This window comes from Bradyrhizobium sp. 1, assembly GCF_023073315.1.
Classification (GTDB): domain Bacteria; phylum Pseudomonadota; class Alphaproteobacteria; order Rhizobiales; family Xanthobacteraceae; genus Bradyrhizobium.
In genome coordinates this window covers 72,483-97,286 of sequence record NZ_JADPJH010000038.1, presented here as the reverse complement: position 1 = coordinate 97,286, position 24,804 = coordinate 72,483, and the positions used below count along the sequence as shown (strand labels likewise).

The 24,804-nt window shown below is 60.3% G+C and carries 21 protein-coding genes; 12 read left to right on the top strand and 9 right to left on the bottom strand.

Going from position 1 to position 24,804, the window contains the following annotated elements; all coding sequences use genetic code 11:
* Positions 1 to 116: 116 nt before the first annotated feature.
* The 6 genes from IVB29_RS36355 (at position 117) to IVB29_RS36330 (ending at position 6,991) form a co-directional block, all read left to right on the top strand.
* Positions 117 to 1,226, top strand: a complete 1,110-nt coding sequence (locus IVB29_RS36355; RefSeq protein WP_247508239.1) for a polysaccharide biosynthesis/export family protein — start codon at positions 117 to 119, stop codon at positions 1,224 to 1,226.
* Positions 1,223 to 2,656: an O-antigen ligase family protein gene (locus IVB29_RS38465; protein ID WP_247508238.1), complete on the top strand. Its 1,434-nt coding sequence runs from the start codon at positions 1,223 to 1,225 to the stop codon at positions 2,654 to 2,656. Before IVB29_RS36355 ends, IVB29_RS38465 begins: the two co-directional genes overlap by 4 nt.
* Before the next feature lie 97 nt (positions 2,657 to 2,753).
* On the top strand, positions 2,754 to 3,425 hold the full coding sequence (locus IVB29_RS36345; protein ID WP_247508237.1) for a hypothetical protein: 672 nt from the start codon (positions 2,754 to 2,756) through the stop codon (positions 3,423 to 3,425).
* An 88-nt stretch (positions 3,426 to 3,513) separates the two neighbouring features.
* Positions 3,514 to 5,916, top strand: coding sequence for a polysaccharide biosynthesis tyrosine autokinase (locus IVB29_RS36340; RefSeq protein ID WP_247508236.1), 2,403 nt, complete (start codon positions 3,514 to 3,516; stop codon positions 5,914 to 5,916).
* Positions 5,917 to 5,922: 6 nt separating this feature from the next.
* Positions 5,923 to 6,684 carry a hypothetical protein gene (locus tag IVB29_RS36335; RefSeq protein ID WP_247508235.1) on the top strand — a complete coding sequence of 254 codons (762 nt, stop codon included), beginning with the start codon at positions 5,923 to 5,925 and terminating at the stop codon, positions 6,682 to 6,684.
* Between the two features lie 121 nt (positions 6,685 to 6,805).
* Positions 6,806 to 6,991: a hypothetical protein gene (locus IVB29_RS36330; protein WP_247508234.1), complete on the top strand. Its 186-nt coding sequence runs from the start codon at positions 6,806 to 6,808 to the stop codon at positions 6,989 to 6,991.
* Positions 6,992 to 7,010: 19 nt separating this feature from the next.
* On the opposite strand, the gene IVB29_RS36325 is transcribed toward IVB29_RS36330, so the two are convergent.
* Both IVB29_RS36325 and IVB29_RS36320 read right to left on the bottom strand, forming a co-directional pair.
* Positions 7,011 to 8,054, bottom strand: a complete 1,044-nt coding sequence (locus tag IVB29_RS36325) for an ABC transporter substrate-binding protein (protein WP_247508233.1) — start codon at positions 8,052 to 8,054, stop codon at positions 7,011 to 7,013.
* A 14-nt stretch (positions 8,055 to 8,068) separates the two neighbouring features.
* Positions 8,069 to 8,524, bottom strand: coding sequence for a hypothetical protein (locus tag IVB29_RS36320; protein ID WP_247508232.1), 456 nt, complete (start codon positions 8,522 to 8,524; stop codon positions 8,069 to 8,071).
* Positions 8,525 to 8,961: 437 nt separating this feature from the next.
* Here IVB29_RS36320 and IVB29_RS36315 point away from each other — a divergent pair, with 437 nt between their 5' ends.
* Entirely contained in the window at positions 8,962 to 10,080 is a 1,119-nt protein-coding gene (locus IVB29_RS36315; protein WP_247508231.1) for a glycosyltransferase family 9 protein, read from the top strand.
* A gap of 13 nt (positions 10,081 to 10,093) precedes the next feature.
* Here IVB29_RS36315 and IVB29_RS36310 read toward each other — a convergent pair whose 3' ends face one another.
* Positions 10,094 to 10,687 (bottom strand): D-sedoheptulose 7-phosphate isomerase, encoded by a 594-nt coding sequence (locus IVB29_RS36310; RefSeq protein WP_247508230.1) that lies wholly within the window; start codon positions 10,685 to 10,687, stop codon positions 10,094 to 10,096.
* Positions 10,688 to 11,156: 469 nt separating this feature from the next.
* On the opposite strand from IVB29_RS36310, the gene rfaD reads away from it, so the two are divergent.
* The 3 genes from rfaD to IVB29_RS36295 all read left to right on the top strand — a co-directional run bounded on the left by rfaD (position 11,157) and on the right by IVB29_RS36295 (position 15,101).
* A complete protein-coding gene (rfaD, locus tag IVB29_RS36305) occupies positions 11,157 to 12,137 on the top strand; it encodes an ADP-glyceromanno-heptose 6-epimerase (protein ID WP_247508229.1) in 981 nt (326 codons plus the stop codon).
* Between the two features lie 26 nt (positions 12,138 to 12,163).
* The gene (gene rfaE1 / locus IVB29_RS36300) at positions 12,164 to 13,636 is read left to right on the top strand and encodes a D-glycero-beta-D-manno-heptose-7-phosphate kinase (protein ID WP_247508228.1); all 1,473 of its coding nucleotides are present in this window, start codon (positions 12,164 to 12,166) and stop codon (positions 13,634 to 13,636) included.
* A 148-nt stretch (positions 13,637 to 13,784) separates the two neighbouring features.
* Positions 13,785 to 15,101: a hypothetical protein gene (locus tag IVB29_RS36295; protein ID WP_247508227.1), complete on the top strand. Its 1,317-nt coding sequence runs from the start codon at positions 13,785 to 13,787 to the stop codon at positions 15,099 to 15,101.
* Positions 15,102 to 15,219: 118 nt separating this feature from the next.
* Here the strand turns inward: IVB29_RS36295 and IVB29_RS36290 are convergent, their stop codons facing one another.
* From IVB29_RS36290 to IVB29_RS36275, 4 genes are all read right to left on the bottom strand, one after another.
* A complete protein-coding gene (locus IVB29_RS36290) occupies positions 15,220 to 16,161 on the bottom strand; it encodes a polysaccharide pyruvyl transferase family protein (protein ID WP_247508226.1) in 942 nt (313 codons plus the stop codon).
* Positions 16,162 to 16,184: 23 nt separating this feature from the next.
* Positions 16,185 to 17,624: a lipopolysaccharide biosynthesis protein gene (locus IVB29_RS36285; RefSeq protein WP_247508225.1), complete on the bottom strand. Its 1,440-nt coding sequence runs from the start codon at positions 17,622 to 17,624 to the stop codon at positions 16,185 to 16,187.
* 101 nt (positions 17,625 to 17,725) lie between these two features.
* Positions 17,726 to 18,961, bottom strand: a complete 1,236-nt coding sequence (locus IVB29_RS36280) for a glycosyltransferase family 4 protein (RefSeq protein ID WP_247508224.1) — start codon at positions 18,959 to 18,961, stop codon at positions 17,726 to 17,728.
* A gap of 41 nt (positions 18,962 to 19,002) precedes the next feature.
* Positions 19,003 to 20,187, bottom strand: a complete 1,185-nt coding sequence (locus IVB29_RS36275; RefSeq protein WP_247508377.1) for a glycosyltransferase family 4 protein — start codon at positions 20,185 to 20,187, stop codon at positions 19,003 to 19,005.
* A 163-nt stretch (positions 20,188 to 20,350) separates the two neighbouring features.
* Between IVB29_RS36275 and IVB29_RS36270 the strand changes: the two genes are divergently transcribed.
* Both IVB29_RS36270 and IVB29_RS36265 read left to right on the top strand, forming a co-directional pair.
* Positions 20,351 to 21,493 carry a glycosyltransferase family 1 protein gene (locus IVB29_RS36270; RefSeq protein ID WP_247508223.1) on the top strand — a complete coding sequence of 381 codons (1,143 nt, stop codon included), beginning with the start codon at positions 20,351 to 20,353 and terminating at the stop codon, positions 21,491 to 21,493.
* 1 nt (position 21,494) lies between these two features.
* Positions 21,495 to 22,658, top strand: coding sequence for a glycosyltransferase family 4 protein (locus IVB29_RS36265; RefSeq protein WP_346731329.1), 1,164 nt, complete (start codon positions 21,495 to 21,497; stop codon positions 22,656 to 22,658).
* Here IVB29_RS36265 and IVB29_RS36260 read toward each other — a convergent pair.
* Both IVB29_RS36260 and IVB29_RS36255 read right to left on the bottom strand, forming a co-directional pair.
* Entirely contained in the window at positions 22,655 to 23,722 is a 1,068-nt protein-coding gene (locus IVB29_RS36260) for an acyltransferase (protein WP_247508222.1), read from the bottom strand. The two genes, IVB29_RS36265 and IVB29_RS36260, sit on opposite strands and share 4 nt — an antisense overlap.
* A gap of 27 nt (positions 23,723 to 23,749) precedes the next feature.
* Complete coding sequence (locus tag IVB29_RS36255; RefSeq protein WP_247508221.1) at positions 23,750 to 24,802, bottom strand: acyltransferase; 1,053 nt, start codon at positions 24,800 to 24,802, stop codon at positions 23,750 to 23,752.
* Between the last annotated feature and the right edge of the window lie 2 nt (positions 24,803 to 24,804).

The following is a 24,804-nucleotide window of genomic DNA, read 5'->3' as shown; positions in this document are numbered from 1 at the left end:
TATTTCCACCAATCCTCGCAAGCGTAAATTGTGATTGGGGAACGGTTTTGAACAGGGGCGCTTTCAGAGGGGTATTGGCAATTATTGCCATGCTGAGCACGGCAGGGTGCTCGCTCATGCCGAGTTCTGGCCCAGAAGACCACGTTATCAAAAGTGAGGTTACTCAGGCGGGGCCCGACTATGGGCTGGTGAAGCTTACCGCTTCCGCTGTTGATATCCTCAAAGAGTACGGTCCCGGTGCGATTGCGGGGTCCTTCCCGGACAACCGCCCGCCGGCATCGATCAAGTTCGGTATCGGTGACGTCGTCTCCGTTACGATCTTCGAAGCTGCTGCAGGCGGTCTCTTCATTCCTGCCGAAGCCGGCGTGCGTCCTGGGAACTTCGTTCAGCTTCCGAACCAGAATGTCGATTCGGCCGGCAATATCACCGTTCCCTATGCGGGGGCCGTGAAGGCCGCGGGTCGCACACCGGGAGAAATCCAGCAGGATATCGTCCGTGCCATCGGCAACCGCGCCATTGAGCCGCAGGTCGTGGTCGCCCTGATCACGCAGAACACGTCGCTGATCAGCGTGCTTGGCGAAGTCAATACGCCGCAGCGTTTGCAGGCCAATGCGGCAGGTGAACATATCCTGGACGTGATCTCACGAGCCGGCGGCATTAAGGGGCAGGGCTACGAGACCTGGGTTACGCTTGAGCGTAACGGCAAGCGTGCCACCGTGCCGTTTGGTGCGCTGGTCTATCAGCCTGCGAACAACGTTTGGGTCCATCCTAACGATACGATCTACGTCTACCGCGAGCCGCAGGTCTTCCTGGCATTCGGCGCCCAGGGGCAGCAGGGCCAGTTCACGTTCGATATGTGGAAGATCAACATGGCGCAGGCGCTCGGCAAGGCGGGGGGTCTGCTCGACGCGCAGGCTGAGCCAAAGGGCGTTTACGTCTATCGGCGCGAGCCGCGCGAGCTGGCTGAGCGGCTGGGTGTTGATTGCTCGAAGTATGTCGGGCCGCTGGTGCCGGTGATCTACAATGTCGACCTCAGAGATCCTGCCGGCTTCTTCCTGGCGACCAAGTTCGAGATGCGCGACAAGGACGTGCTGTTCGCTGCGAACGCGGCGACGGTGGATTCGGCAAAGTGGCTCCAGTATGTGCGCCTGATCATCGCGACCGCCAACGATACGACTGTCGCGGCGAACAACGCGCAGATATTGAGAATCAACTTGCGGCAGTGAAGCGTTTAGCGAGAACCCTTCGCCGCTGGTCCGGTCTTGCCTCTTTAACGCTGCTTTGCATCACGATGGTGCTCTCACCGATGCCGTTTGGCTCGGTGGGACTGCCGTCGATCGTGGTGTGGGTGGCCGTGCTCGGTGTGGCCGGTGTGCTTGCCTCGTTCCAGCGGCTGGGATCAAGGCGCGCGATCGTCCTTTTTTCTCTCTGGGCGTTCTGTGCCTGCTGGATCGCGGTGCTCCTGCTGCAGATCTGGCCGTCGCCAGCGTCTGACTGGCTCGACAATCCGATCTGGGCTGAGACGGCCAAGCTGCTTTCGACGCCCTTGGAGCCGATCCCGTCCGCGATGCGGTTTCAGCCGGTCCTCTCACAGGGGCCGTTTCTGCTCGCCGTCCTCGCTCTGAGTTGTGCATTCGTGCTCGGGGCCAAGGGCGCTTACGCGCGATCAATCTTCGCGACCTTTGCCTGGAGCGGCCTGCTCTATGCGATATTTGGTATCGTCTCCTATTTGATCGATCCGTCGAAGATCCTCGGTTACGACAAGGTCGCGTATCTCGCCGAATTGACGGCGACTTTCTACAATCGGAATACGGCCGCCATTTATTTCGGCTGTTGTGCTGTGGTCTGGTCGGTATTTCTCTCGGAAGCGATCCGAAGACAGGCACCTGGTCGGCTTAACCTGCGGAACTGGCGCTCGGTCTTGTACAGTGAGTTGCTACCGCCAGCGCTTGCGTTGCTGGTCTGCCTGGTCGCGATGTTCATGACCCGTTCTCGCGCGGGATCGCTAGCATCAGTTGTCGGGCTGATCATTGCTCTTCTTGGCTTTTTTCATCGATCGCTACCATCTCGTCGCTCGCTTGCCATCGCTGGGTTGGCGGCGGTCGTCGGCGCGGGCATGCTGATCCAGTTCCTCGGGGGCGGGGTTGCCGAGCGGGTCAGTGTCGAAGGGGTTTCGGATCAAGGTCGCTGGCAGGCCTATCTCTCGACGTGGAGGATCATTGAGTCCAACCCGTGGTTAGGCACCGGTCTGGGGTCGTTTCCATGGGTGTTTCCCGCTTACCGAAGCCCGCTCGTGTCGGCCTGGGGTGTTTGGGACCGCGCCCACAATACGCTGCTGGAACTCGCCTCCGAAGTGGGTGTGCCGATGGCGGGCCTGCTTGCCATCGGCTGGATCGCAATGGGCGTCGTGCTCGCCTACGGCATTTTCGTGCGCCGCCGTCGGGTGGGGCTTCCGGCTGCAGCATTCGGGATCCTCGTCGCCGTCACGCTGCATACTATGGTCGATTTCCCGCTCCAGATTCCGGCGTTTTCAGTCGTGTTTTTTGCTGTTCTCGGGGCCGGGCTGACACAGTCATTCAGACCGCGGTCCCTGACAGGCACGGACCGCCGTCCTGTCATTGAAAAAAGCGCGATCCTGCCCGAATTAAGCAATTAGCAATAATTAGCCTCACGGATGCCATCTTGCACTGCAAAAGATGCGACAGAGCGCTGAAAACTATGATATAAATTAAAGAATTAAAGGAGTGCAAAATATGCATCAATCGGCAACTCGGATTTTCCCGCGTTCAATTCTGGCGGCCGTCGCGACGACGGTCCTGATTAGTCAAGGTGCGTGGGCTGCGTGTCTCGCCCCTGACAAGCAGATGTCGCCCCAGGCGATTTCTGACTTCCTCAACAACCCCGCGTCGCTGTTGAACGATCCGGCGAACGCAAATCCGAACCCCAAGTCGACGAACGATCCTTTCACAAGGGCGATCGAAAACCTGGTCGCTTCTGACCCCCGGACGCTGCCCGCCATAGTCGAACTGCTGAAGACCGCGAGTGTCGCACAGCAGGGTGCGATCGGTACCGGGCTGGGTGGTGCGGCGAACGATTGTAAGATCCCGGATCCAAAATTTGCGACCGATATCGCCGAAGCGCTGGCGAAGGCGACATCGACGCCTGCCCAAACCAATTTCGCACTCGCAACCGGCAACCCGATCGGAGCAGTCGGCGGTGGTGGCGGCGGCGGCGGTGTCTCTGCTGGTGGCGTAGGCGGCTCGACAAATCCGACGACGACCAGTTCCAATGGCACTCCGACGGGTACACCCTTCGGTTCGAATGGAACCGCCACAACGGGGGTCAGCTATTTCAGTGGTGGTGTCTCCGGCATCAGCGCGGTGTCCACCTCATCGACCACTTCATCGAGCAGTGTAAGCCAGTAGCGGACCTCCGCTCACTTTCCGAAGCGACCCGAACGATAAGCCGGCAAGCACCGGCTTATCTGTGTTGTACCGGTGAACAGGACGATTCATGCTTCAGGTTGACCCAAAGGCCCTTCGATCCTCGCCAACCGCACCAGAGCAGCCCCAACGCGAAGTACTAACCTCGCAGGATTCGCTCCTTGCGGTGCGGGCTCTGATCCGCCGACAGCTGCCTTACATCGTCCTCACGGTCCTCGTCTGTGTCACCCTCGCGGCTGCCTACTGCATGACCGCGCAGAAGAAATACACCAGCACGGCGGCGCTGCTCATTGACAGTCGCAAAACGCAGATGCTGAACCAGCAGTCGTCATCGTCGCCGCTTGGGGTCGACACCCCATTGGATTCGGCGACGGTCGACAGCCAGGTGGAAATTCTGAAATCCGAGAAGGTCGCGCTGGCCGTCATCAAGGACCTCGACCTGATCCACAATCCTGAGTTCGTCAGCACGGAAACGAGCTGGCTCTCGTCGGTCATGAAGTTGTTCTTCGCGAGTGAGCCGTCGACTGAACGCACGTTGACACGCGTCGTCCTCAGTCAGCTTCAGAGGAATCTCACGGTGAAGCGCAAGGCGCTGAGCTACGTCATCGAGCTGTCCTACAAGTCGAGGGATTCGGAATTGTCGGCGCAGATCGCTAATTCGATCGCGGAGGCCTATTTCGTCGACGCGCTGGAGGCCAAGTACCAGGCGTCGAAACGTGCCGCGAGCTGGCTGCAGGACCGTCTGAAGGAGCTGCGCGCCCAAGCCTCTGCCGCAGATCGCGCTGTTGCCGACTACAAGGCCAAGAACAATATCGTCGATACCGGCGGCCGGCTGCTCACGGAGCAGCAGCTCGCGGAAACCAACAGCGCACTGACAATCGCGCGTGCGCAGACTGCGGAAGCCCAGGCACGTTACGACCGCCTGTCGTCGATCCTTAACGATGAAGATCGGGACGTGAACGATCTCTTCAAGGACATCGCCACGGTCACGGACTCCTTGCGGAACGATGTCATCACGCGACTGCGGCAGCAATATCTCGACCTCTCCGCGCGCGAGGCGGACTGGTCCAAGCGCTACGGCGTCCAGCATCTGGCGGTGGTGAATATCCGCAACCAGATGCGCGAGATCCGCAAGTCCATCACGGACGAACTCCGCAGAATCGGCGAGTCCTACAAGAGCGACCTCGAGATCGCTCGGGCGCGCGAAGCATCCGTCCAGGCCAGCCTCAGGTCGACCATCGACCAGTCGAACGATACGAGCCAGGCGCAGATCGTGCTGCGCGATCTCGACAGCAACGCGCAGAGCGCGCGTGCGCTGGCGGACAACTTCCTCCAGCTCTACATGCTGTCGGTCCAGCAGCAATCGTTCCCGCAGACGGACGCTCGTCTGATCACGGATGCTTCGCCGCCGCTGACGCCGAGCGATCCGAAGACGATGCTGATCATCTTCGCGGCCATCGTCGGTGGCTCCCTGCTCGGTTTTGCCGTAGGCTGGACACGAGATGCACTGGACCAGGTGATCCGCACGCGCAACGACGCCGAGTCGCTTCTTGGTGTCAGCTGTCTTGCGGTCACGCCCAAGATCGGCGGCCAGGATGCGAAGGGCGTCAAGGCGCATCGTCCCACCTTGCTCGGTGGAATTGGGGGCGTGATCACGTGGCTCCGGGGCGGTCGTGGTGAGCCTCGGTCGGGACGCGCAGCGTCCCGCGGACCCGCGTCAGCTGACGTTACGGCCCAGTCGGGCGCGCTGATGATCGCCGACGACGTTATGCGCTATGTGCAGGATTCGCCGTTTTCCCGCTTCACCGAGGCGGTAAGGTCCATCAAGGTGGCGGCCGATATTGCTTTCATGGATCACAAGACACGGGTTCTGGGGTTCACCTCAGCGTTGCCGAATGAAGGCAAGACGACGATCAGCGCGTCGTTCGCGCAGATTCTCGCGCTGGCCGGTAGCCGGGTCGTCTTAATCGACGCCGACATCCGCAATCCGTCGTTGAGCAGATCTCTCGCCCCCACGGCGACGCAGGGGTTGCTTGAGGTGGTCCTGGGCAAGACCGATCTCGAATCCGCGCTCTTGAGAGATCCCACGACCCAGCTCGCTTTCCTGCCCACCGTCGTGCCGGATCGCATCGCTCAATCGTCGGAATTTTTGGCGTCGTCCGCCATGGCCAAAACGATGGAGGCCCTGCGGGAGAAATTTGACTGGGTCATTGTCGACCTGTCGCCGCTGGCGCCCGTCATCGACGTGCGTTCGACGTCCCGCCTGATCGACGCCTATGTGCTCGTGATCGAATGGGGCCGCACGGAGCGCGATACCATTACGCAGGCGCTCAGGGATGCCCCTATGCTCCATGACCAGATCATCGGTACTGTCCTGAACAAGGCCAACATCGACGTGCTGAACAGGTACGATGTGCATCGCGGCAACTACTACTACAATAGCTATTATCATCGGTATGGATACATCGATTGATCGCTGATGCAGCTCCTCGCCAGGGTCGCGCTGTTTCCTCTCATCGGCATCGGCATCGGCGCGATGGTCTGGGCGAAGGACGTTGGCCCGCTGTCGTGGAACTACGCTGCTCTCGACGGGGTCGCCGCGCGCATCGTACGTTTCGATAGTCTGCCGATCGAAGTGATCGAAGGCGTTACCCCCGAACTTGATGCGCTCGATCGGTCTGACGTCTGCCTTCCGAAGGCCATGCATAATGCGGCCATCATCCGGGGCCGGCTCGTTCAACTCGCGATCGAGAACTCCGATCCGGATGAGCGCCAAAAGGCGATCGCAGCAGCGAACAGGACGATCAGGAAGTCCTTGGCTTGCGCCCCGGAAGATTCGTTCTTGTGGTTTGCGCTGTTTTGGCTCGAGGCAATGCGGTCCGGTTTCCACGAGGACCTCATCGGCTATCTGGCGAAATCCTACGAGCTCGGGCCCAATGAAGGTTGGATTGCTCTCAGGAGAAACAATTACGCACTTCTTGCCTATCCATTGTTGCCGCCGCGATTGCAGGAGCGCGTGGTGAAAGAGTTTGCCGTGATGGTCGATTCAGGGTTTTTGCGGGAGAGCACCGCTAATCTGATCGGACCTGGTTGGCCTATCCACGAAACCCTCCTGGCGGCGTTGTCCGATGTGCGCGAAAAGTACAAGAGGCAGCTTGCAACGAATCTTCGGCGGGCCGGCATCGAGGTCGAGATTCCAGGCGTCTCGATGCCGGAGTTACGCCCTTGGCAGGTCGATTAAACGCGCAACGATCTAACGATCGCCGCGACAGACCGTTTTCCATTCACAGCGCTGAAACGCGTCGCAGACCTGCTGCTCCCGGCAGGCGGAACGGCTGCCGGCGAGCGGAGGAGCCCCGAGCGTGGTGGTGTTGGAGCGAGCACACGCCGTCGCGGCGCAGATTGGTGGAATGTCGAAGGAGTTGCTGCAAGCAGGCCGAACTTGGCCGTCCACGCAGGTGCAGGAGCAACCCGCGAACGCGCTCGTCACCGGCATCAATGCCATGAAAAGAACGACGGCGACCATTACTCGTCGAATCGTCATCTGAAAATCCCTGATCCGTGACACTATTTAGCAATTTTTCTGCCGCCGCTCCGATAGGCTTCGGTCAGCAACTTTTGGTCGGTAGCGCGGGACAGGTCAATCGGCGACCTGATCAGTCTTTTCTGGAACATGTACGCGTATATCTCACTCCATTTGTGCTTCAGGACCTCGCCGAAACGAGCTCCTCCCGGCCTGAGGAACTCGCGTTGTTGCTCGAGCGAGCGCCGCAGCAGGCCGATCTCGCTTTCGCGGCTCCCCGGCGGGGCCAGCATGGACGCAGTCCGATCGAGGTCGATATAGACAAGGTCCCAACCGGCGATCAGCGCTTGGAGAAAGCGGATGATAGCATCCGGATTTTGTCGGATGTTGGCTTCTGTCGTAAGATAGGCCGTTCCCGGAATATGAACGCCATATTGTCTGGGATCGAGGACATCGTAGTCCACGCCGTTCCGCTCGAATGCCACGTTCTCCACACCGGCATGGCCCACGAGTACATCGAGCGTGTTGTCGAGGATGCCACTCGGCCCCGCACTGGTTGCGACTTCGGTTAGGCTGGATCTGGAAACAGAGTTCTTTCCGAGAAACCATTCGAAGACGAATCCGGTGTCGGATTTGGAATCATACCCGACCTTCTTGGCGACGAGATCGTCTGGTGACCGGATCTTGCGGTCGCGCCGGAAATAGAAAACGACCGAACTATCGATATAGTTGCTCGCTATGACAACCAGCGGAACTCCCGCAGCCCGTGCAATCAGGAATTCGCGGGCGTTTTGCAATCGTATGACGATGGCATCTCCTTTCTGAAGACTTGCATCGCCACCGTCGATGTTCTCAATTCGTACGGAAAGACCATACTTGGCAAACAGTCCGGCCTTCAATGCGACAATTGCGCCAGCCGCCGACACGTCCGTCTGATCCACTAATTGCAGAACAACTGGCGTGGTTTCAGCGGCGCAGGCTTGGTCGCGCAGAAATCCCGCCAAGCCTCCAAGGCACAGTGTCAGAATGCGGATGACATGACCAAGCTTCAGTCGGTGAGAAGGCGCTCCGGCATTTGTCGAAGTCATGCGGCGGCGTCCGGCTAGTTAAAGTCTTCGGTATAGGCAAAGCGGAACTCTCTATCCGCTGAATATCCCAGGGTCTGCTGCCGGCGTGAATAGCCGGCGATCGTGGTTTGGAAACATGTCGTGGATTGGTAGTAGCAAGGCTTGATCTTGATGGGATAGCTGCAGGCGTTCGCAATCAGCAGAACATGTTCGGAAATCTGCGGATTAACGATTTGCGCTTTAACGAGACCGTTGACCGTAACGCAGGGTTGTCCTGTGACCGTCTTGTGTTGATTTGGTTGTCCAAGATACCGGCTGCTGTCGTTCTTGTCGGGAAGCGCGAGGCTTCCGGTACCGCCAACGACGGGCGGATTTCGCAGATTCTGCATGCCGCCAGCCGGAGGCGGGGTTTGCGCCGATGCCACGGCGCAGGCAGAGAGCGTGTAGGCGAGAGCCCCCAAGAAGCGCATGAGTGACGAGTTCCTGTTCATGTACGGCTGTTCGTCTAGAGGCGGTTTCGAGCGTGTGCATCCCGCCTGAGTTCTTTCCGGGACCGTTCGCTTGCTCAAGGATCGGACTTCAGTGTCCAATTCTGCGGCAATAATTTCAATGGGCTGTAGATCACGAGCCCGCCAACGGCCCGACATGCTGGTCCATCTGGAAATGTGTGCGAATGCCTTCGAGACGCCCAAATAAACTGTGATCAAGAAATCAGGTGGGCATGGAATGAGAGAGTATCTATGATTGAAGTTGATTGGGTGCATATTCTGGGCCCAGACGTTACATCATTGATGGTAGTTGATCTTCAAATCATTCATGCTGTTGGAGCGCAAACAGGCATACGGCTGGTAGGATAGTGGCACGTTCGAGTAAACTACAGAGGTCGCTGGACAGATATCTTGGGATTCCGGCGATCCACATCGTTGGAATGATGCGCCCGCGCCGGCGTCGGTTACCTCAGGCCATTGCGCGCATCGGCCTGATTCAACCGTCTGCGATCGGCGACATGTTTCTAATCTCCGGTCTGGTGGCTCATCTTCACCGACTATACCCGGCGTCAGAGATTCACGTCTTCCACAGCGCGTTCAACGGAAGCGCCGTGCAGTTTCTCCTGCCCGAGGTGATAGGACATCGCTGCGATTTCACTAATCCGCGCTCGGCGCTGCGAGAGCTCAGAGACAGCAGGCTCGACGTCTTGATCAATTGTGCGCCGTGGACAAGGCTGACTGCCTTGTTGACCTCGCTGTCGGGCGCCAAGGCAACATACGGCTTTCGTTCCAAGGGACAGGGCATTCATCCAGCGTTCGATGTTACAGTCCCCTATCGCAGTGACCGCCACGAAATCGCAAATCATCATGCGATGGCGGAACTCTTCGGCCCTCTCGATACGTATCGATTGACGATCCGTCCGCTGGAGCGATCTCCATCGAAGGCGCTGCCTTATGACAGACTAGTGCTCATGCACGCAACGCCCGGCGGGTCGGCCGCGACACCGAAGTCCTGGCCGCAAGCGTGCTGGGCCGAGCTGGTTCGTCGTCTGACCGGCAAGGGGTTTGTCGTCGGCTTTACGGGCACGCAAGCCGACGAGGCTGCTGTTGGTGCGATTCTCGATGCAGCGAAAGCGTCGAGCGAGAGCGCGTTTTCGCTCGCCGGCGCCCTCAGCCTTCCAGAGCTGGCCTATGCGCTGAATCGGGCGAGGTTGCTCGTGACCGTTGACACGGGCGTAGCGCATCTTGCCGCGGCACTCGACGCGCCCGTCGTCTGTCTTCACGGGCCGACGCGTTTCGCGCGGTGGGGTGCATGCAACAGCGGGGCGACCGGAGTCGATTCATCGCATCCGGCGGCAGGCTATATTCACTTTGGCTTCGAGAGCCATCCGCAGCAGAACGCTGTCATGGAGACGATATCGGTGGATGCGGTCGAGGCTGCCGTCATCGCAAGGCTTTCGGCAACGAAGGACTCCGATAGCGAGAGCGCCGAGGACGTCGCTGCTCCGCGCGACGATTCGGCGCCCGAACAGAGGGCACGGCGTTCAGCGACGCCCTGACGCTCTGCCTCGATCAAACCTTCGTGGCTTCTGTCGTGAGCACGTGCTCAATCTGGTCGCAGATTCCGTGCGCCGACATCAGGTGGATTTGCTGAATCACAGGCGTGTCTTCCGTCGGCGCGATCAGGACGTGATCGCAGAAGGCCCGCATGCTCTCGCCTTTTGCGCCGGTAAAGCCCACGGTGGTCAAGCCTTTGGCTCGCGCGACCTTCAGTGCTGCGAGGATGTTTGGTGATTTTCCTGACGTGGTGAGGCCGAGCAGGACGTCTCCTGGCTGACCTAAGCCTTGCACTTGGCGGGCAAAGACCTCTTCATAGCTGTAGTCATTCGAGATGGCTGTAAGGGCCGAGGTGTCCGTCGTCAGAGCAATTGCAGCCCATGCCGGTCGTTCGCGCTTGTAGCGGCCGACGATCTCTGCCGCGATATGTTGCGCATCCGCTGCACTACCGCCATTGCCGATCAACAGCAGCTTCTTGCCGGACTTCAATGCGGCGGCGATGTCGCTTGCGATGGTATGGAGGGTGGCCAGCAGCTCAGGGCTCTGTACCGCGCGCGTCAGTCCCGCCACGGAACTTTGAAAATGCGCTGAAATTAGATCTTGGGACAAGGCAACCACATTCGCTCGGGGTTAATGATGATCAGCCGGCATCGTAATCATCAACGCGCGAGCTGAAGTGGAATTGGACGGGAACGACGACATTCCTTCGTCTGTTGTTTGATCTGTCTTGTGCAACGGCTGTGCCACAGCGTAGAGCGCGACTGGTGTGGCCATGTCAATGCCGCAGCCGGTGATGCGCTCACGAGTTAACTTCGTTCCTGTGGCAGATCTCAATCCGTCACGCGCGTGCTTCAAACTCGACGACGAAAGCGCTAACAGCAGGCCTGCAGGTCAGATCAAAAGCGCGTTCGGTTAAAAGTGAATATTTGTTCATTTTAAGGCGGCGGGTGTCAGGAATTGACCTTAACCGTATGAGATGAGGACGCCGCCGGTTCGCGGAGTTAGGCGCAATTTTTGCTCTTGTTTGAGCGTCCGTCTACCGGCGCAGGCGACGAGAGACCTTCGAGGGGAACAATAAATGCTTCTGGTGACTGGAGGAGCTGGCTTTATAGGCTCCAACATTGTGGCTGCGCTCAATGAGGCGGGCCGCGCGGATATTGCGGTGTGCGATTTTCTCGGCTGCGACGGAAAGTGGCGCAATCTCGCCAAGCGCCAACTCGCCGACGTGGTGCCGCCTGCGGATCTTTCGGCCTGGCTCGAAGGTCGCAATCTCGACGCCGTCATCCATATGGGCGCGATCTCGGAAACGACCGCGACCGACGGCGATCTGGTCATCGAGACCAATTTTCGATTGTCCGTGCGGCTGCTCGACTGGTGCACGGCCAATGCGACGCCGTTCATCTACGCATCCTCGGCCGCGACCTACGGCGACGGCGACGAAGGCTTCGTCGATGATTTCTCGCCCGATGCCCTCAAGAAGCTTCGCCCAATGAATCTGTACGGCTGGAGCAAGCATCTGTTCGATCTCCTGGTCGTCGAGCGGCTCGCGAAGGGCGCTAAAATGCCGCCGCAATGGGCGGGTCTCAAATTCTTCAATGTGTTCGGGCCGAATGAATATCACAAGGGCTCGATGATGAGCGTGCTAGCGCGCCGGTTCGACGACATCAAGTCCGGCAAGACCGTCCAACTGTTCAAATCGCACCGCGAGGGCATTGCCGATGGCGACCAGCGTCGCGACTTTATTTATGTCGACGACGTCGTGCGCGTCATCATGTGGTTGCTGGCATCGGGTAATGCCAGCGGCATCTTCAATGTCGGTACCGGCCAGGCGCGAAGCTTTCGAGATCTCATCGTGGCGACCTACGATGCCCTGGGTGCAAGTCCGAAGATCGAGTATATCGATATGCCGATGCAGATCCGCAATAGCTATCAGTACTTCACGCAGGCCTCCGTCGAACGGCTGCATGCTGCCGGCTATAATGGCGGCTTCACCTCGGTCGAGGAGGCGGCGTCCGCCTATGTCAGGAGCTTTCTCGATCGGCCTGATCGCTACCGCTAATCGCTCAACAGGACTGGGAAGCTAAGATGTTCGATTTTGACCTGCTGTCGAAGGCCATCGTCCGCCAGACCGTGCTGTGCGTCGGCGATTTGATGCTCGACGAATTCGTCTACGGCGAGGTGTCACGCATCTCGCCGGAGGCGCCGACGCCCGTGCTAGCAGTCCAGCGCACCGAAATGAATATCGGAGGCGCCGGCAACGTCGCGAGAAACATCACCGCCCTGGGTGCCCGCTGCATCTTCGTCAGCCTGATCGGCGACGACATGACCGGAAAGTTTCTGAAGGCGGAGCTTGCAAGCGACCCGCTGATCGAACCCATGCTGGTCGTCGACCGGGACCGTCCCACGACACGGAAGACGCGCTATGTTTCGGAACATTTTTCGACGCATATGCTGCGCGCAGATGCCGAGCTGGCCGCGCCCGCACCGGAACTGATCGAGCAGCAGCTCATCAACGCCGCGGTTGCGGCTCTTCCCCGCGTCGACGTCGTACTGTTGTCCGACTATGCCAAGGGCGTGCTGACGGCGCGTGTCGTTCGACACATCATTGACGAGGCCCGCAGGCTCGGCAAACCCGTGATCGTCGATCCGAAGAACGCTAATCTCGCATTCTATCGCGGAGCGACGTTGCTCACGCCGAACCGCAAGGAGTTTTCCGAAGCAACACGCCGTCGTATTTTGTCCGACGAGGACATTGCCGAAGCGTCTGTCGAGGCGCTGCGGATGGCTGACGCCGAGGCTATCCTTGTCACACGCAGTGAGGACGGCATGACGCTCGCGCATCGCGACGGCGATCTGATTCACGCCCCCGCGCAGCCGTCAAAGGTCCGCGACGTCTCGGGCGCCGGCGACACGGTGGTGGCCGTCATCGCAGTGACCCTGGCAACCAGGGCCGATTGGGAGGATGCGCTTCGTTGCGCCACGGCGGCCGCCGCGGTTGCGGTGAGCAAGCCTGGGACCGCCACGGTTTCGCTCGCGGAGCTGCGCCGGAAGATATTGCCGGCTGCCGCCCTCACGGCCGAGGAGAAGATCGCCATGAGCTCCGATATTCTCGACGCACAGCTCGGCGAATGGCGCAAAGAGGGCCAGCGCGTCGGATTTACCAACGGCTGCTTCGACATTCTCCATCCCGGTCACGTTCGCGTGTTGACCCAGGCACGCGGGGCCTGCGACAGGCTGATCGTCGGTCTCAACAGCGATGCCTCGGTGCGCCGCCTGAAGGGACCCGAGCGCCCCGTTCAAGAGGAGCGGGCGCGGGCCGAGGTGCTCGCCGCGCTCGAGGCGGTGGATTTGGTCGTGATCTTCGAGGAGGACACCCCGCTGAATCTGATCTCGGTCATCCGACCAAGCGTGTTGGTAAAAGGCGGCGATTACACCCGCGAGCAGGTCGTCGGACACGAGATCGTCACGGCTTATGGCGGAGAGATCGTCATCGTCGATATCCTGCAAGGGCACAGCACAACCTCGCTGGTGAAGCGGGCGCGCGAAAAGCGCGCCTGATTAAGCGCGAGGTTGGCAACACCTCGCCATTGTGCCGACACCTTGTCGATGTCGATTGCGTTGCGGTGTTCGGCGCGGGAAGCGTCGTCACGTTCAGGCTTTAGAGCCATCTGCTGCGGGATCGTCGATGACCTCCAGGAAAACGCTTGTGACCGAAGCTGAATTGTCCCGCCGTCAACTGCTGCGCTCGGCAGCGTCGGCGTCGCTTGCATTGGTTGCCGGTCCAGCGCTGGCCGCGGAGGGCAATGCCCAGCGCACTTTCCCGGGCGCCGATTTCGTCAACAGCGTCGGCGTCTGCGCGCACAACGGCAACAAGCAGACGCCCTATTATTCCAACTTTCCAAAATTGATCGAGCTCCTCCAGGATCTCGGCGTCCGTCACATCCGCGACGATGCGCTCTTTGCCAACTATGTCGGTCGCGACCACGAGTTCTACCAGCGCATGCGCACGCTTGTGGGCATGGGCTTTGGTCTCGATCTGGTCTGTGCCGATCCCTTGAACGGATACCTGTTCGTTCCGCCACGGCGCATCGCCGAGATCTACGAATGGTGCGATCACGGTGTCGAGATATTCGAGGGGTCCAACGAACCCAACCTGTTCAAGAACTCGAACATGAATCCCGCAATCTCGGCCGAGCATCAGCGGACGCTATACGCGACAGTGAAGGCGACACCGGCGTTGCGCAACGTCGTCGTCGCTTCTCCGAGCTACATTCAGAAGAGTGTTCCGATCGCCGAGGACATTTCCGACGTCGTAGACTGGATGAACATCCATCCCTATCCCGGCATGGAGCATCCGGAAACGACCGGCCCGGGCGCGCTGCTCGGCTTCGTCGCCGGCTCTGAGCGTATTGTCGGCAAGAAGCCGGTGCTGGTGTCGGAAACGGGCTATCACACGGCAGTCCAGACCACCAAGTTTCATCTTCCCGTGTCGGAGCCGATCAAGACGCGGTACCTGCCACGTCTCCTGCTGTGGGACTTCAAGAACGGCGTCCGGCGCTCCTACATCTATGAAATGATGGACAGCTTCAACAACGGCCTGACCGATCCCGAATCCAACTTCGGGCTTGTCACCTTCGACGGGACGCGAAAACCCTGCTTTCTCGCAGTGAAGCGCTTGCTTGCACTGTTTGCGCGCCCGGCGACGAACGCGCGGGTTTTGGACCTTCGCTTCGAGTTGGCGGGCGGATTGCAAGATGTGCAGTCGATTGCCTTCCGGCGGCCGGACGGCTCCCATCTTCTTTTCCTGTGGCTCGGCGTGTCCGGGTGGGACCGCGTCGCCAAGGTCGGGCGGCCCCCGGTGTCGCGGGAGCTCTACCTCACGCTCAACCCGCTGCCGCGCGCAGCGAAGGCGAGAGTGTTCCAGGACGACGGCACGCTCTCCGAGTCACCGGTCGGACAAGCCGACGGCCATCTGAAAGTGGTGGTGAGCGATCAACTCACCGCGGTAGAGATCGAGGCCTAAAGCATGATCCGGAAAAGTGCGCAGCGGTTTTCCGAAAAGATCATGCTCAACAATGATCTAAAGCGCGATGGCGATTCATCCTAATCTCATCGCGCTTTAGGGCCAGCCGCGCCGAAGGCTACTTGAACTGTGCCTTCCAGCGGTCGATCTCCGCTTGTGGCAGGACGATACGCGTCGGCTGCGGATTTGTGATCCAGCTCTCCATGTAAGCGAAATCGTCCCGTCGCGTGATCGGCAGCTGAGTGCCCTTGCTTATCTCGGTCGCGCGATTGTCAACCGCGAGGATGAGGGCGCGGCGTTTCTTTTGCATGGCGCGGATACCGCCGTGCAGGCGAGTGCCGATAAAGTCGATGTCGGTGCCCTCGAGCAGCTCATCAAAGCCTCGAAGGCTGGGCTTGACCACCCGATAGCCGGGAACACTGAGGCTTTCGAAGTACTCCATGTCCTCGCACTGCTGCGACCAGAAGTAGACCTGCCCGTAGTGACGCTTGACGAGCTCGACGAAGGTCCGGTCGATCTCGGGCTTCCCGAGATAGTGGGTGAGGGTGATGACGGCCGCGCCTGCCTGCTTCACCGGAATCTCGGCGCAATGGGCCTCAGTCAACCGCCACATGGTCGGACATGAGGTGTTTGCGGTCTGCCGGCCGATCCCGGCGAGCTTCTCCTTGGTGTAGTCGTCGCGTGTCGCGTGCAGGTGCTTTGCGGACAGGATCCGATTCAGAAGCCAGCGTGAATAGGCATTTGGCGGATTCATGTAGTTCAGCCATCCGCAGCCCAGCAGCACGGCGTGGCCGATTGCAAAAGCGTCCCATGGAAGTAGCTTCCACAGGGTGCGAGCTTCCATATTTGAGGCAAGGATGTTGGTTCCCGCGACGATGGAGAAGTCGCTTGCCTTCAGGAGCTTCTTCGATGCGCCCGTGATGTATTCGTGGGTTGCCACTGTATAGACGTAGGCATCGGGGAGCACTTCGTCGATCACGTCACGAACGGCCTCGACGATGATCTGGTCGCCGAGATTGTCGGACGCGGCGCTGGTGTCGAAAAGGGTGATTGTTCTCATGGTCGGAAGGCAGCCTCGCGGGATTAGCTCGATTGTCGGCGGCGCTGGATCAGCGTCACGATCTCGGTGCGGGTTTGCTTGAGGATATCGGGCGCCAAGAGGGCGGTGAACACGAAATATAGAAGGCTTCCGCAGGTGATGGAAATCACGAGATTGGCGACCTTCGGCAAGTCGGCGGGTAGGAAGCGCTGGAGTACGAGGATGGCCAGCGCCATGAGGACTGCCGAAGCAAGTGGCATGCCGACCGCCAAAAGCGTGCGCCGGGTCGATATTCCACACTGCTTGTCCGTGATCCACAAGGCGATCGGCCACACCGCGAAAGCTCTCACGACATGCGAGACGGCGATGTAAAGCACACCAAAGGGCGCGGCAACGAACGACATCGCGCAGCCTACCACGAACTGGAAAATGGTGAAGGCGAGCCCATAGTTCGTCTTGTTCAGGGCAACGAGCAGCGGCCACAGGAAGGAGTTGGTGACGAAAGGCGCCGCGAGCAGGCACAGGACCTGGAGCGTTGGCGCGGCGCCCTGCCATTGCGGACCAAACACGGCAGGCAGCAGCACCGGCGCGATCGCGCCCATGCCGAGGAGCGCCGGATAGGTGAGGGTCGAGGATATCCTGATGAAGTGAAGATAGGCGTTTTCGAGCTTCGGCCGATCATGCTGGAGGCGCGAATAGGTCGGCAGCGCCACTGACGCCAGCGGAATGACCGAGAATTGCGACGCCAGATCGATGCAGCGCCAGCCCATACGGAGGTAGCCGACGTCGGTGGTCGACAGGAACAGTGCCGCGATCAGCTCGTGGATACGATTGTTGAGCGTCAGCAGGAGCGTGGTGCCGAACACCATGGAGCCGAATTTGAGCTGCTCGACGGCGTACTTCGTGTCGAAATGGAACCGTGGCACCCACCGCAGCGACAGCCAAGTGATGACCATGGATGCGAGTGACGTCGCGATACGCTGGATCACGAGGCTCCACACGCCATAGCCGTTGAAGGCGAACCACAGCGCGATGGCGCCGGATGCCAGGTTGGCGATCAACCCGCGGATCGAGAGGCTCCGGAAGCCGAAGGATCGCTGCAGTCGTCCTTCGTGGATGCCGGTCAACCCTCCGAGCACGAACACGATGGAGAGTGTCTTGAGGATGGGGCTGAGCTCGGGCATGCCGAAGCCGAGCGAGATCGGATAGCTTAGGCCGAACAGGATCAGGCAGCAGACGATGCCAGAACCGGCCGACACCCAGAACGCCGTGTCCGCATATTCCTCGGTCAAATCGTGCCGCTGAACGATCGCGTCAGGTAGTCCGCCGCGCGCAACCAGCAGGAGAACGTCGAGAAACACGGTCGCAACCGCGACGATCCCGAACTCCATCGGCGACAGCAGTCGCGCCAGCACCACGAAGATCACGAAGCTGATCAGGATGTTGGCGTAGTTGCCGACGGCAACCCAGGCAGCCGACTTCATCGACCGCCGGACCGATACTGCTGTGTTCTGGTCGTCGGGCGCCAAAAACGAGTTTCCCTGAAAATTGCCGGTGGAGCGGCCCGGATTCGAGCCGTCCGCGGTCAGGCCAATGCCGATGCTGGCGATTTGGCGCGCTGGGGTACGAGCTCCTCATAGAGCTCGAGATATTTTTCGGCAACGCGCCGGGCCGTCGACTCCTCGACGATATTCCCAAACGAGGATTCGTTCGGTAACGCCTCGCGTCCGGCCTTGAGCACCGCTTCGATCTTGACTGCGAGATCGGCGTCGTTGCCCGGCTCGAACAGCCAGTCGTTGTTGTCGTCGCCGATCAGTTCGGGGATGCCGCCCGAGCGTGCGCCGATGCAAGGGACGCCCATCATGTAGGCTTCATAGATCGTGCGCGGCGACGGTTCGGCCCAAAACGAGGGGACGATCAGGACGTCGATATCGGTGAAGAACGTCTTGGGGTCGGCGAAACCAACGAACTCGATAGGAAGGCCTTCGCTCTGCGTCTTGAAGCGCTCGATGCTGTCGTCGAGGGCGCGGCCGGCGACGAGGCACCGCCAGTTGCCGGGGCCGATGCGCTTGAATGCGTCGATCATCGTGCCGACGCCCTTCTCGGTGTTGATGCGGCCGAGATAGCCGAAGGTCAGCGGACGGCCGGTGCGATCGATCTTGCGGCGCTCCTCGGGATCGCCGCCGGGTACCGTGCATGAATAGAAGATGACGCGTCGCCGATCGGGCGAAAGGTGCGTGAAGTAGCCATGATCGACGTGGGTTTTCAGGATCTCGGTGCCGACGGATGCGACCGCGTCGATCATCTTGTTGTTGAGCTGCTTGGTGAAGCTGATGACGCGGCAGCCCATATGCCAGGATTCGCACGGCTTGCCGCGGCGAAACATCGCCGCGTTGGCGCAGATCAGATCGTATTCGCAGATGGTGTGAACGATCGGGATGTTGCGCTTCTTGGCAGCCCGCCACACCAAGGTGGAGATATCGAGCAGGGAATGCGTGTTGAGTACATCGGGCTTAAAATCGTCGAGCACCTTGGCGAAGTCGGCTTGGATGGCCGTATTCCATTGCTGCTTCATCTTCTGCCAGGCGCGCTCGAAGCGATTATGCGACGACCAGTCCTCCAGCCAGAAATCATTGTGACTCGCCATCCGATACACCGTGACGCCGTGGCGTACTTCCTTCGGACTCGCTTCGCGGGCAATGCAGGCGGCGCCCACCTCGTGGCCCATCGCGGCCAGTTCCTCGGCCAAATGCTCGACGGACCGCTCGGCTCCGCCAACGATATGAGGCGGATACAGTGAACTCAGATGAAGGATTCGCATTCACCTACCTCTTGAAAGACGTTTCGCTGGATTGCCGGCGCTCATACCAGCGCTTGATAAAGATCGAGATAGCTCTGTGCAATATGGCCAGGGGCCACGCGAGAGCTGGTTGAGTCCATTCCTGCTGATTTTTCAGACAGGCATGCGGGATTTCTAAGCACGTTCTTCATGGTGTCTGCGAGCATATTCTTGTCGCCGGGTGCAAACAGCCATTTTGGCTCATCGCCGATTTGCTCGGCAATGCCGCCAATGCGCGATCCGATTACCGGCACACCGCGCATGTAGCTCTCGGTGACCGTGCGCCCGAACGCCTCGGGCCAGACCGACGGAACGACCAGACAATCGATGCGATCGAAGAAATCGTCGCGATCGACGAAACCAGCAAATTCAACGGGCAGGCCCTTGGCAAGCGCCTCATATCGTTCCATCCCCTCGGCGGCGCGCCCGGCGACGATGAGTTTCCATCCTTGCGGGGGAAGTTCCCGGCAGGCATCGAGCAGCACGTCGATTCCCTTCGACGGCTCGATCCGCCCGAGAAATCCGAATACGATGCCACTGCTTTGCGCGGAGGTCTTGGTGCGCTCATGCGCGGGCGGGTCGATCGGATTCCAGATCACGCGGCGAAGCCGTTCCGGAATGTGCTGGAACAGTTTTGCATCGAGATGGCGCTTGAGGATTTCGGATCCCACACCGGTGATTGCATCAACGGACGACTGGCAGCGATAATGCGGAAAAGACAGCAGACGGCATCTGACGTGCTGCTGCTCGCAGGCGTGGCCGTTCGCGAACATGGAGCCCTTGGTGCACATGCTCTTGTAGTCGTGCAGGGTGTGGACCAGCGCAACACCCTCGCGCTTCACCATCGGCCAGATCTGCGGAGGCAGCTCCGACAGTGAATGGGTATTCACGACCTCCGGCTTGAAATCTCGGATGGCGGCTGCGAATTTTTCGACCGCGTAGCTGTTGATCTTGGCCTTCAGCCGATAGTGCAGTCGCTCGAGTCGCGAGCGATGCTCCCAGTCCAGGATGAAATAGGGGGTCCCATATCCGGTGCGATAGACCGTGACGCCGTTGAGCTCCGCGGGCGCCTCTTCCTTGCGTGACATGCAGGCGACGGCGACGGCATGGCCGTTCGCTGCCTGGGTCTCCGCGAGCACCTGGGCCATCACCTCGGCGCCGCCGATCTGATCGGGGTAGTAGAGAGAGCTGATATGCAATATGCGCATCAAGAACGATCGCTGAAAACGTCGCGCGTCTTATAGACGATATTGCCGTGTTGACATGCGCTCATTGTGATTAAAGGTGGACTATCAAGGAGTTTGCTGCCACTATACTTAACCTGAATGGGTGATCCCTGCATCATCGTATGTTTGACTATTCTGGCTCTCGATGACTCGTGTGTTGCTCAATCTGCCGAGTCAGTTCGGGGGAAAGCCGTCGGGTGTGGCCCGGATGGCGTTCTGCCTGATTGAGGCACTGATCCGGAATCGCGAATTTAACTATGTCCTGCGGTCTCCATGGCAGCCGGCGGATCTTCCTGATTCCCTTCGAACGACCAATCTCGAAATTGTCACGATCAAGCGTCCTGCGGTCATGGTCTTGGACGTGGTCTTGCAGACACTCCTCATGCCGCTCTTTTGTCGCCGGATGGGGATCGACCTTCTGGTCAACATCGACCCGTTCGGCGCGCCCGCTGGCGGCCGTGCACGCGTCATGATTGTGCATGATCTCTACTTCCGCGTGCTGCCAGAACAGGTGAGCCGCCGGGAGGCCTTCACCACCGACATCATTTATCGTCTTATGCTTGGCAATCACGATGAAATCGTGACGGTGTCCGACGCGACCAGACGCGACCTCGTGGATTGCTATCCCTCCAGCGCAGACCGCATCACGACGGTTCATTCGGCTGCGACCTTGACGGCATCGTCGCAACCGCGCGAGGCGGCCGAGATCGAGGGGCGCTACGTGCTTGCTGTCGGGAACGCGACACTGAACAAGAATTTCAAGGTGTTGGCCAAGGCGATGGCGGCGCTTCACGAGACGTTTCCCGACATCGCGCTGGTTCATGTCGGCAGCGACCCCGGCGAAACGATTGCGCAGACGCTCGCAGCGGCCGGCTCGAAGCTTCGCCCCATTCGCCTGACGGGAATTGACGACCGGCGTCTGGCCGGCCTCTATCGCGGAGCGACCTGCCTTTGTGTGCCCTCGCTCTATGAAGGCTTCTGCCTGCCGATTCTGGAGGCTCAGGGCGAGCATTGTCCCGTGGTCTGCGCCGATCGCTCTGCAACGCCGGAGGTTGCCGGAAAGGGCGCGCTGACCTTCAATCCCGAAGATTCGCAGATGCTGGCGGAGGCGCTACGCACCGTGATTTCGCAGCCGGACATGCGCGACCGACTGGTGCGCGACGGCATCGAGAATCTCAAGCGCTTTTCCTGGGACAATGCCGCACGCCAGTACGAGGACGTGTTTCGTCGGGCGCTGTCCCGGCGCGGCCAGCCGAAGCGCGGCCCCGTCGCCGCCGGCCTGACATGACGTGCGCCCAGATATGATGAAGGACGCGCTGTTCGTCAGCCAGACCGCGGAAAAGGGCGGAGCCGAGCTGTTCATGCTCGATATCATCGCGCACGGACCGGAGGGGTGGAACGGTTGCTTCTTCACCGAGGGACCCGCCGAACGCGAACTCGCTTCGCTCGGGCGGCAGCCCATCGTGTTGTCGGGCGGCGCCGGGCTGTCCGGAATCCGGCGAGAGGCATCCGCGCTGAAGTTGATCGGTGCAGCCGGCGGCGTGATCTCCCTGGCGCGGGCGCTGGCGCGCGCGGCGAGCGGCTATCGCGTGATCTGCGCAAATTCACAGAAAGCACTGTTCGTGTCGGCGCTGGCGAGCCTGATCATGCGCCGGCCGCTGGTCTGGGTGCTGCACGATATCATCACCGATCCCGCGTTCAGCGCCAACACGCGGCGCGCGGCCGTGCTGTTTGCCAATCTGTTTGCGAGCCGAGTCGTGGCGAACTCGAAGGCCAGCGCGGAGGCCTTCATCGCGGCTGGCGGCAAGGGCGACCGCGTCCGCGTCGTCTATTGCGGTTTCGATCCCGCCGCTCATCCGCAGGGGAGCCCCGAGGCGAGCGCCACGCTGCGTCAGCGCTTTGGTCTCAGCGATGCCCCGGTGCTTGGGCTGTTCGGCCGCCTGACGCCCTGGAAGGGCCAGCACGTGCTCCTGCAAGCACTAAAAGACCTCCCCGGTGTCCAGGCCCTGATCGTCGGCAGTGCCCTGTTTGGCGAGGATGCCTATGCCGCGGAATTGAGAACTCTGGCCGAGACGGAAGGCTTGGCGGAGCGCGTTCACTTCGCCGGGTTCCAGAACGACGTCGCCGCGATCATGGCCGGCGTCGATCTCGTGCTGCACACCTCCACCCATCCCGAGCCGTTTGGGCGCGTGGTGGTGGAAGGCATGCTTGCCGGACGACCGGTGATCGCGACGAGCGGGGGCGGTGTCAACGAAATCGTGACCGACGGGGACACCGGTCTCCTGGTTCCGCCCAGTGATCCCGCGGCCCTTGCGGTCGCCGTACGGAGGGTGCTGGCTGATCCCGCCCTTGCCAGCCGTCTCGCGGAAAGCGGGCGCGCTTCCGCCGCGCAACGCTTCCATATCGCGCAGACCTGCCGCGACATGGCGAATGCGCTGAAGGAGACCGGTTAACTCGGCTGTTGGGATGCGATGGGGCGTGCTCGTCGCACGAAGCGGAAATCGCCAGCCAATGGACGTTCGACGCTGCGGTAGACGAGGACGCCGAAAGCGAGCGCCGTGATCATGGCGATCATGCCGGCGGCCAATGTCGCCAAATCGTCATGCAGATACACGGATGCCGCGAATTCAAGCGGAAGCACAACGAGGAAATGGGATAGATAGAGCGAGTAGCTGGCGTCGCCGAGCTGCTTCAGCAGCGGATTGCTGGCGGTCCGGCCGCAGGATTGAAGGCCGACCATGCCGGCCACAATGAGCGCGGACGGCACGCCATATCTGAGCGTCGTCCCGCTCCAGGGGAAAATGGTGACGGTCTCGGTCGGCAGGATACGGCCGAACCAGACCAGGCCCGCGAACCCGGCGATCAGCAGAGCATAGGAAGGCACGACGGTTCTGGTCGGGAAATACGGCCAGATGGCGATGATCATGCCGAAAGCGAAATCAAGAATGAGGGGCCGCGTGCAGAAATACGCGATCATGCCCTGTTGCGCAGGATCGTGAATTCGGGTGCCTGCCAGGACCAGCGCGAGCAGAACCGCGCAAAGCATCGCAACGCGCAGCCGGACGTTGTTCAACAGCAGCATTGGTGTGAACAGCGCGTAGAAGAATATCTCGTAGTTCAGCGTCCATCCCAGCGGATAGACCGGATAGATATTATTCTTGGCGATTTCGAACGGGACGAAGGCGAGTGACTTTACGATCATGGCAGCATCGATGCCGGTCAGGTTGAAGACCGACGGCCGCACGTAGCAGATCACCACTGCGATCAGGGTGAAGACGTAATAGAGCGGCGCCACCCGCAGAAAGCGCCGCTTTGCGAATGTTGCCCAATCGGTGCTGCTCGAGGTCGAGTGCACAATGATGAAGCCGCTGATGACGAAGAACAGGTCGACGCCGCCATAGCCCGCCTGGCGTAGCGACGGCGGGATGAGCGTGCTTGTCATCATCACCTGCGCGTGCACCCATATGACCAGCATCGCGGCGATGCCGCGCAGGACCTGAATGTTGGTTAGCACCATCCACCAGGCCTCGTCATTGTCGTGCGATCACGCGGTTCGAAGCGGCCGCAAGCGCGTCCGCAACCAGAGATTCGCCGGTAGTTCCACCGTGCGATAGAGCAACAACCCGACAACGGCGGACCCGATCACCGCGATCACGAGATTGAAGCCCAGGGACGCAAAGCCGAGAGGGAATAACATTTTCGCCGTCTTGGAGGCGGCGTGCAGTAGCAGCGCATGGATCAGGTAGATCGAATAGCTGGCGTTGCCGAGTTCAACCAGCCAGTCATAGGGCACCACTCGTCCCATTCGCTCCAGAAACACCGCGCCCGCAACGATCAGGAGCCCGGCGGCGCCCCACACGAACGGACGGGTAAAGCCGGTAAGCTCCGGCTCCGGCCCTTGATGGAAGATCTGCGCGAGAATGATGATCAGTCCGCCAAGCGCGATCGCCGCATAGAACGGCACTGGACTTCCGAGCTTCGCGCTTGGCGCCCGCGTGAAGGCGTAGCCGAGCGCGCAGCCAAAGGCGAATTCGAGGATTATGGGCGTGGTGTAGAAGGTACCGAGCAGGCCGGTCTCCACGAAAAACGGCACGATGACGAGCGCTGCCATGACCGCGCACAACAGCAGCGTGCGCGTTAGCGCCTGCCTCACGAATAACGACGCTGCGAACAGGACGTAGAAGAACATCTCGTAATTCAGCGTCCATCCAACCGAGATGATCGGCTCGACGCGGCCGTCGCGGTCGAACGGAATGAACAGCAGAGACTTGGCGAGCCAATCAGGCTCCATTCGCATGATTCCGACTGGCTTGAAACCGTACAGGGTCATCGAGAACAGCAGAAGCGTGACGACCCAATATACCGGACCGATCCGCGCGATCCGGTGCGACAGGAAGTCGGACGGCGTCGACTCCCGCTTCATGGTGGTCACTACCATGATGAAACCGCTGATCACGAAGAAGATGTCCACCCCGGCGGCGCCGAAGCTCAGCATCCTCGTCTCAGGATAGAGCTGCGAGACCTGTTGCCCGAGAAAATGATAGATGACGACCATGTACGCTGCGACCGCGCGCAGCGCCTGCAAGTTCCGGATCATCG

Coding starts and splice junctions, on each gene's coding strand:
- IVB29_RS36355 (WP_247508239.1), top strand. CDS start 117: ATGCCGAGTTCTGGCCCAGAAGACCACGTTATCAAAAGTGAGGTTACT.
- IVB29_RS36345 (WP_247508237.1), top strand. CDS start 2,754: ATGCATCAATCGGCAACTCGGATTTTCCCGCGTTCAATTCTGGCGGCC.
- IVB29_RS36340 (WP_247508236.1), top strand. CDS start 3,514: ATGCTTCAGGTTGACCCAAAGGCCCTTCGATCCTCGCCAACCGCACCA.
- IVB29_RS36335 (WP_247508235.1), top strand. CDS start 5,923: ATGCAGCTCCTCGCCAGGGTCGCGCTGTTTCCTCTCATCGGCATCGGC.
- IVB29_RS36325 (WP_247508233.1), bottom strand. CDS start 8,054: ATGACTTCGACAAATGCCGGAGCGCCTTCTCACCGACTGAAGCTTGGT.
- IVB29_RS36320 (WP_247508232.1), bottom strand. CDS start 8,524: ATGAACAGGAACTCGTCACTCATGCGCTTCTTGGGGGCTCTCGCCTAC.
- IVB29_RS36315 (WP_247508231.1), top strand. CDS start 8,962: ATGATGCGCCCGCGCCGGCGTCGGTTACCTCAGGCCATTGCGCGCATC.
- rfaD (WP_247508229.1), top strand. CDS start 11,157: ATGCTTCTGGTGACTGGAGGAGCTGGCTTTATAGGCTCCAACATTGTG.
- rfaE1 (WP_247508228.1), top strand. CDS start 12,164: ATGTTCGATTTTGACCTGCTGTCGAAGGCCATCGTCCGCCAGACCGTG.
- IVB29_RS36290 (WP_247508226.1), bottom strand. CDS start 16,161: ATGAGAACAATCACCCTTTTCGACACCAGCGCCGCGTCCGACAATCTC.
- IVB29_RS36285 (WP_247508225.1), bottom strand. CDS start 17,624: ATGAAGTCGGCTGCCTGGGTTGCCGTCGGCAACTACGCCAACATCCTG.
- IVB29_RS36280 (WP_247508224.1), bottom strand. CDS start 18,961: ATGCGAATCCTTCATCTGAGTTCACTGTATCCGCCTCATATCGTTGGC.
- IVB29_RS36275 (WP_247508377.1), bottom strand. CDS start 20,187: ATGCGCATATTGCATATCAGCTCTCTCTACTACCCCGATCAGATCGGC.
- IVB29_RS36270 (WP_247508223.1), top strand. CDS start 20,351: ATGACTCGTGTGTTGCTCAATCTGCCGAGTCAGTTCGGGGGAAAGCCG.
- IVB29_RS36260 (WP_247508222.1), bottom strand. CDS start 23,722: ATGGTGCTAACCAACATTCAGGTCCTGCGCGGCATCGCCGCGATGCTG.
- IVB29_RS36255 (WP_247508221.1), bottom strand. CDS start 24,802: ATGATCCGGAACTTGCAGGCGCTGCGCGCGGTCGCAGCGTACATGGTC.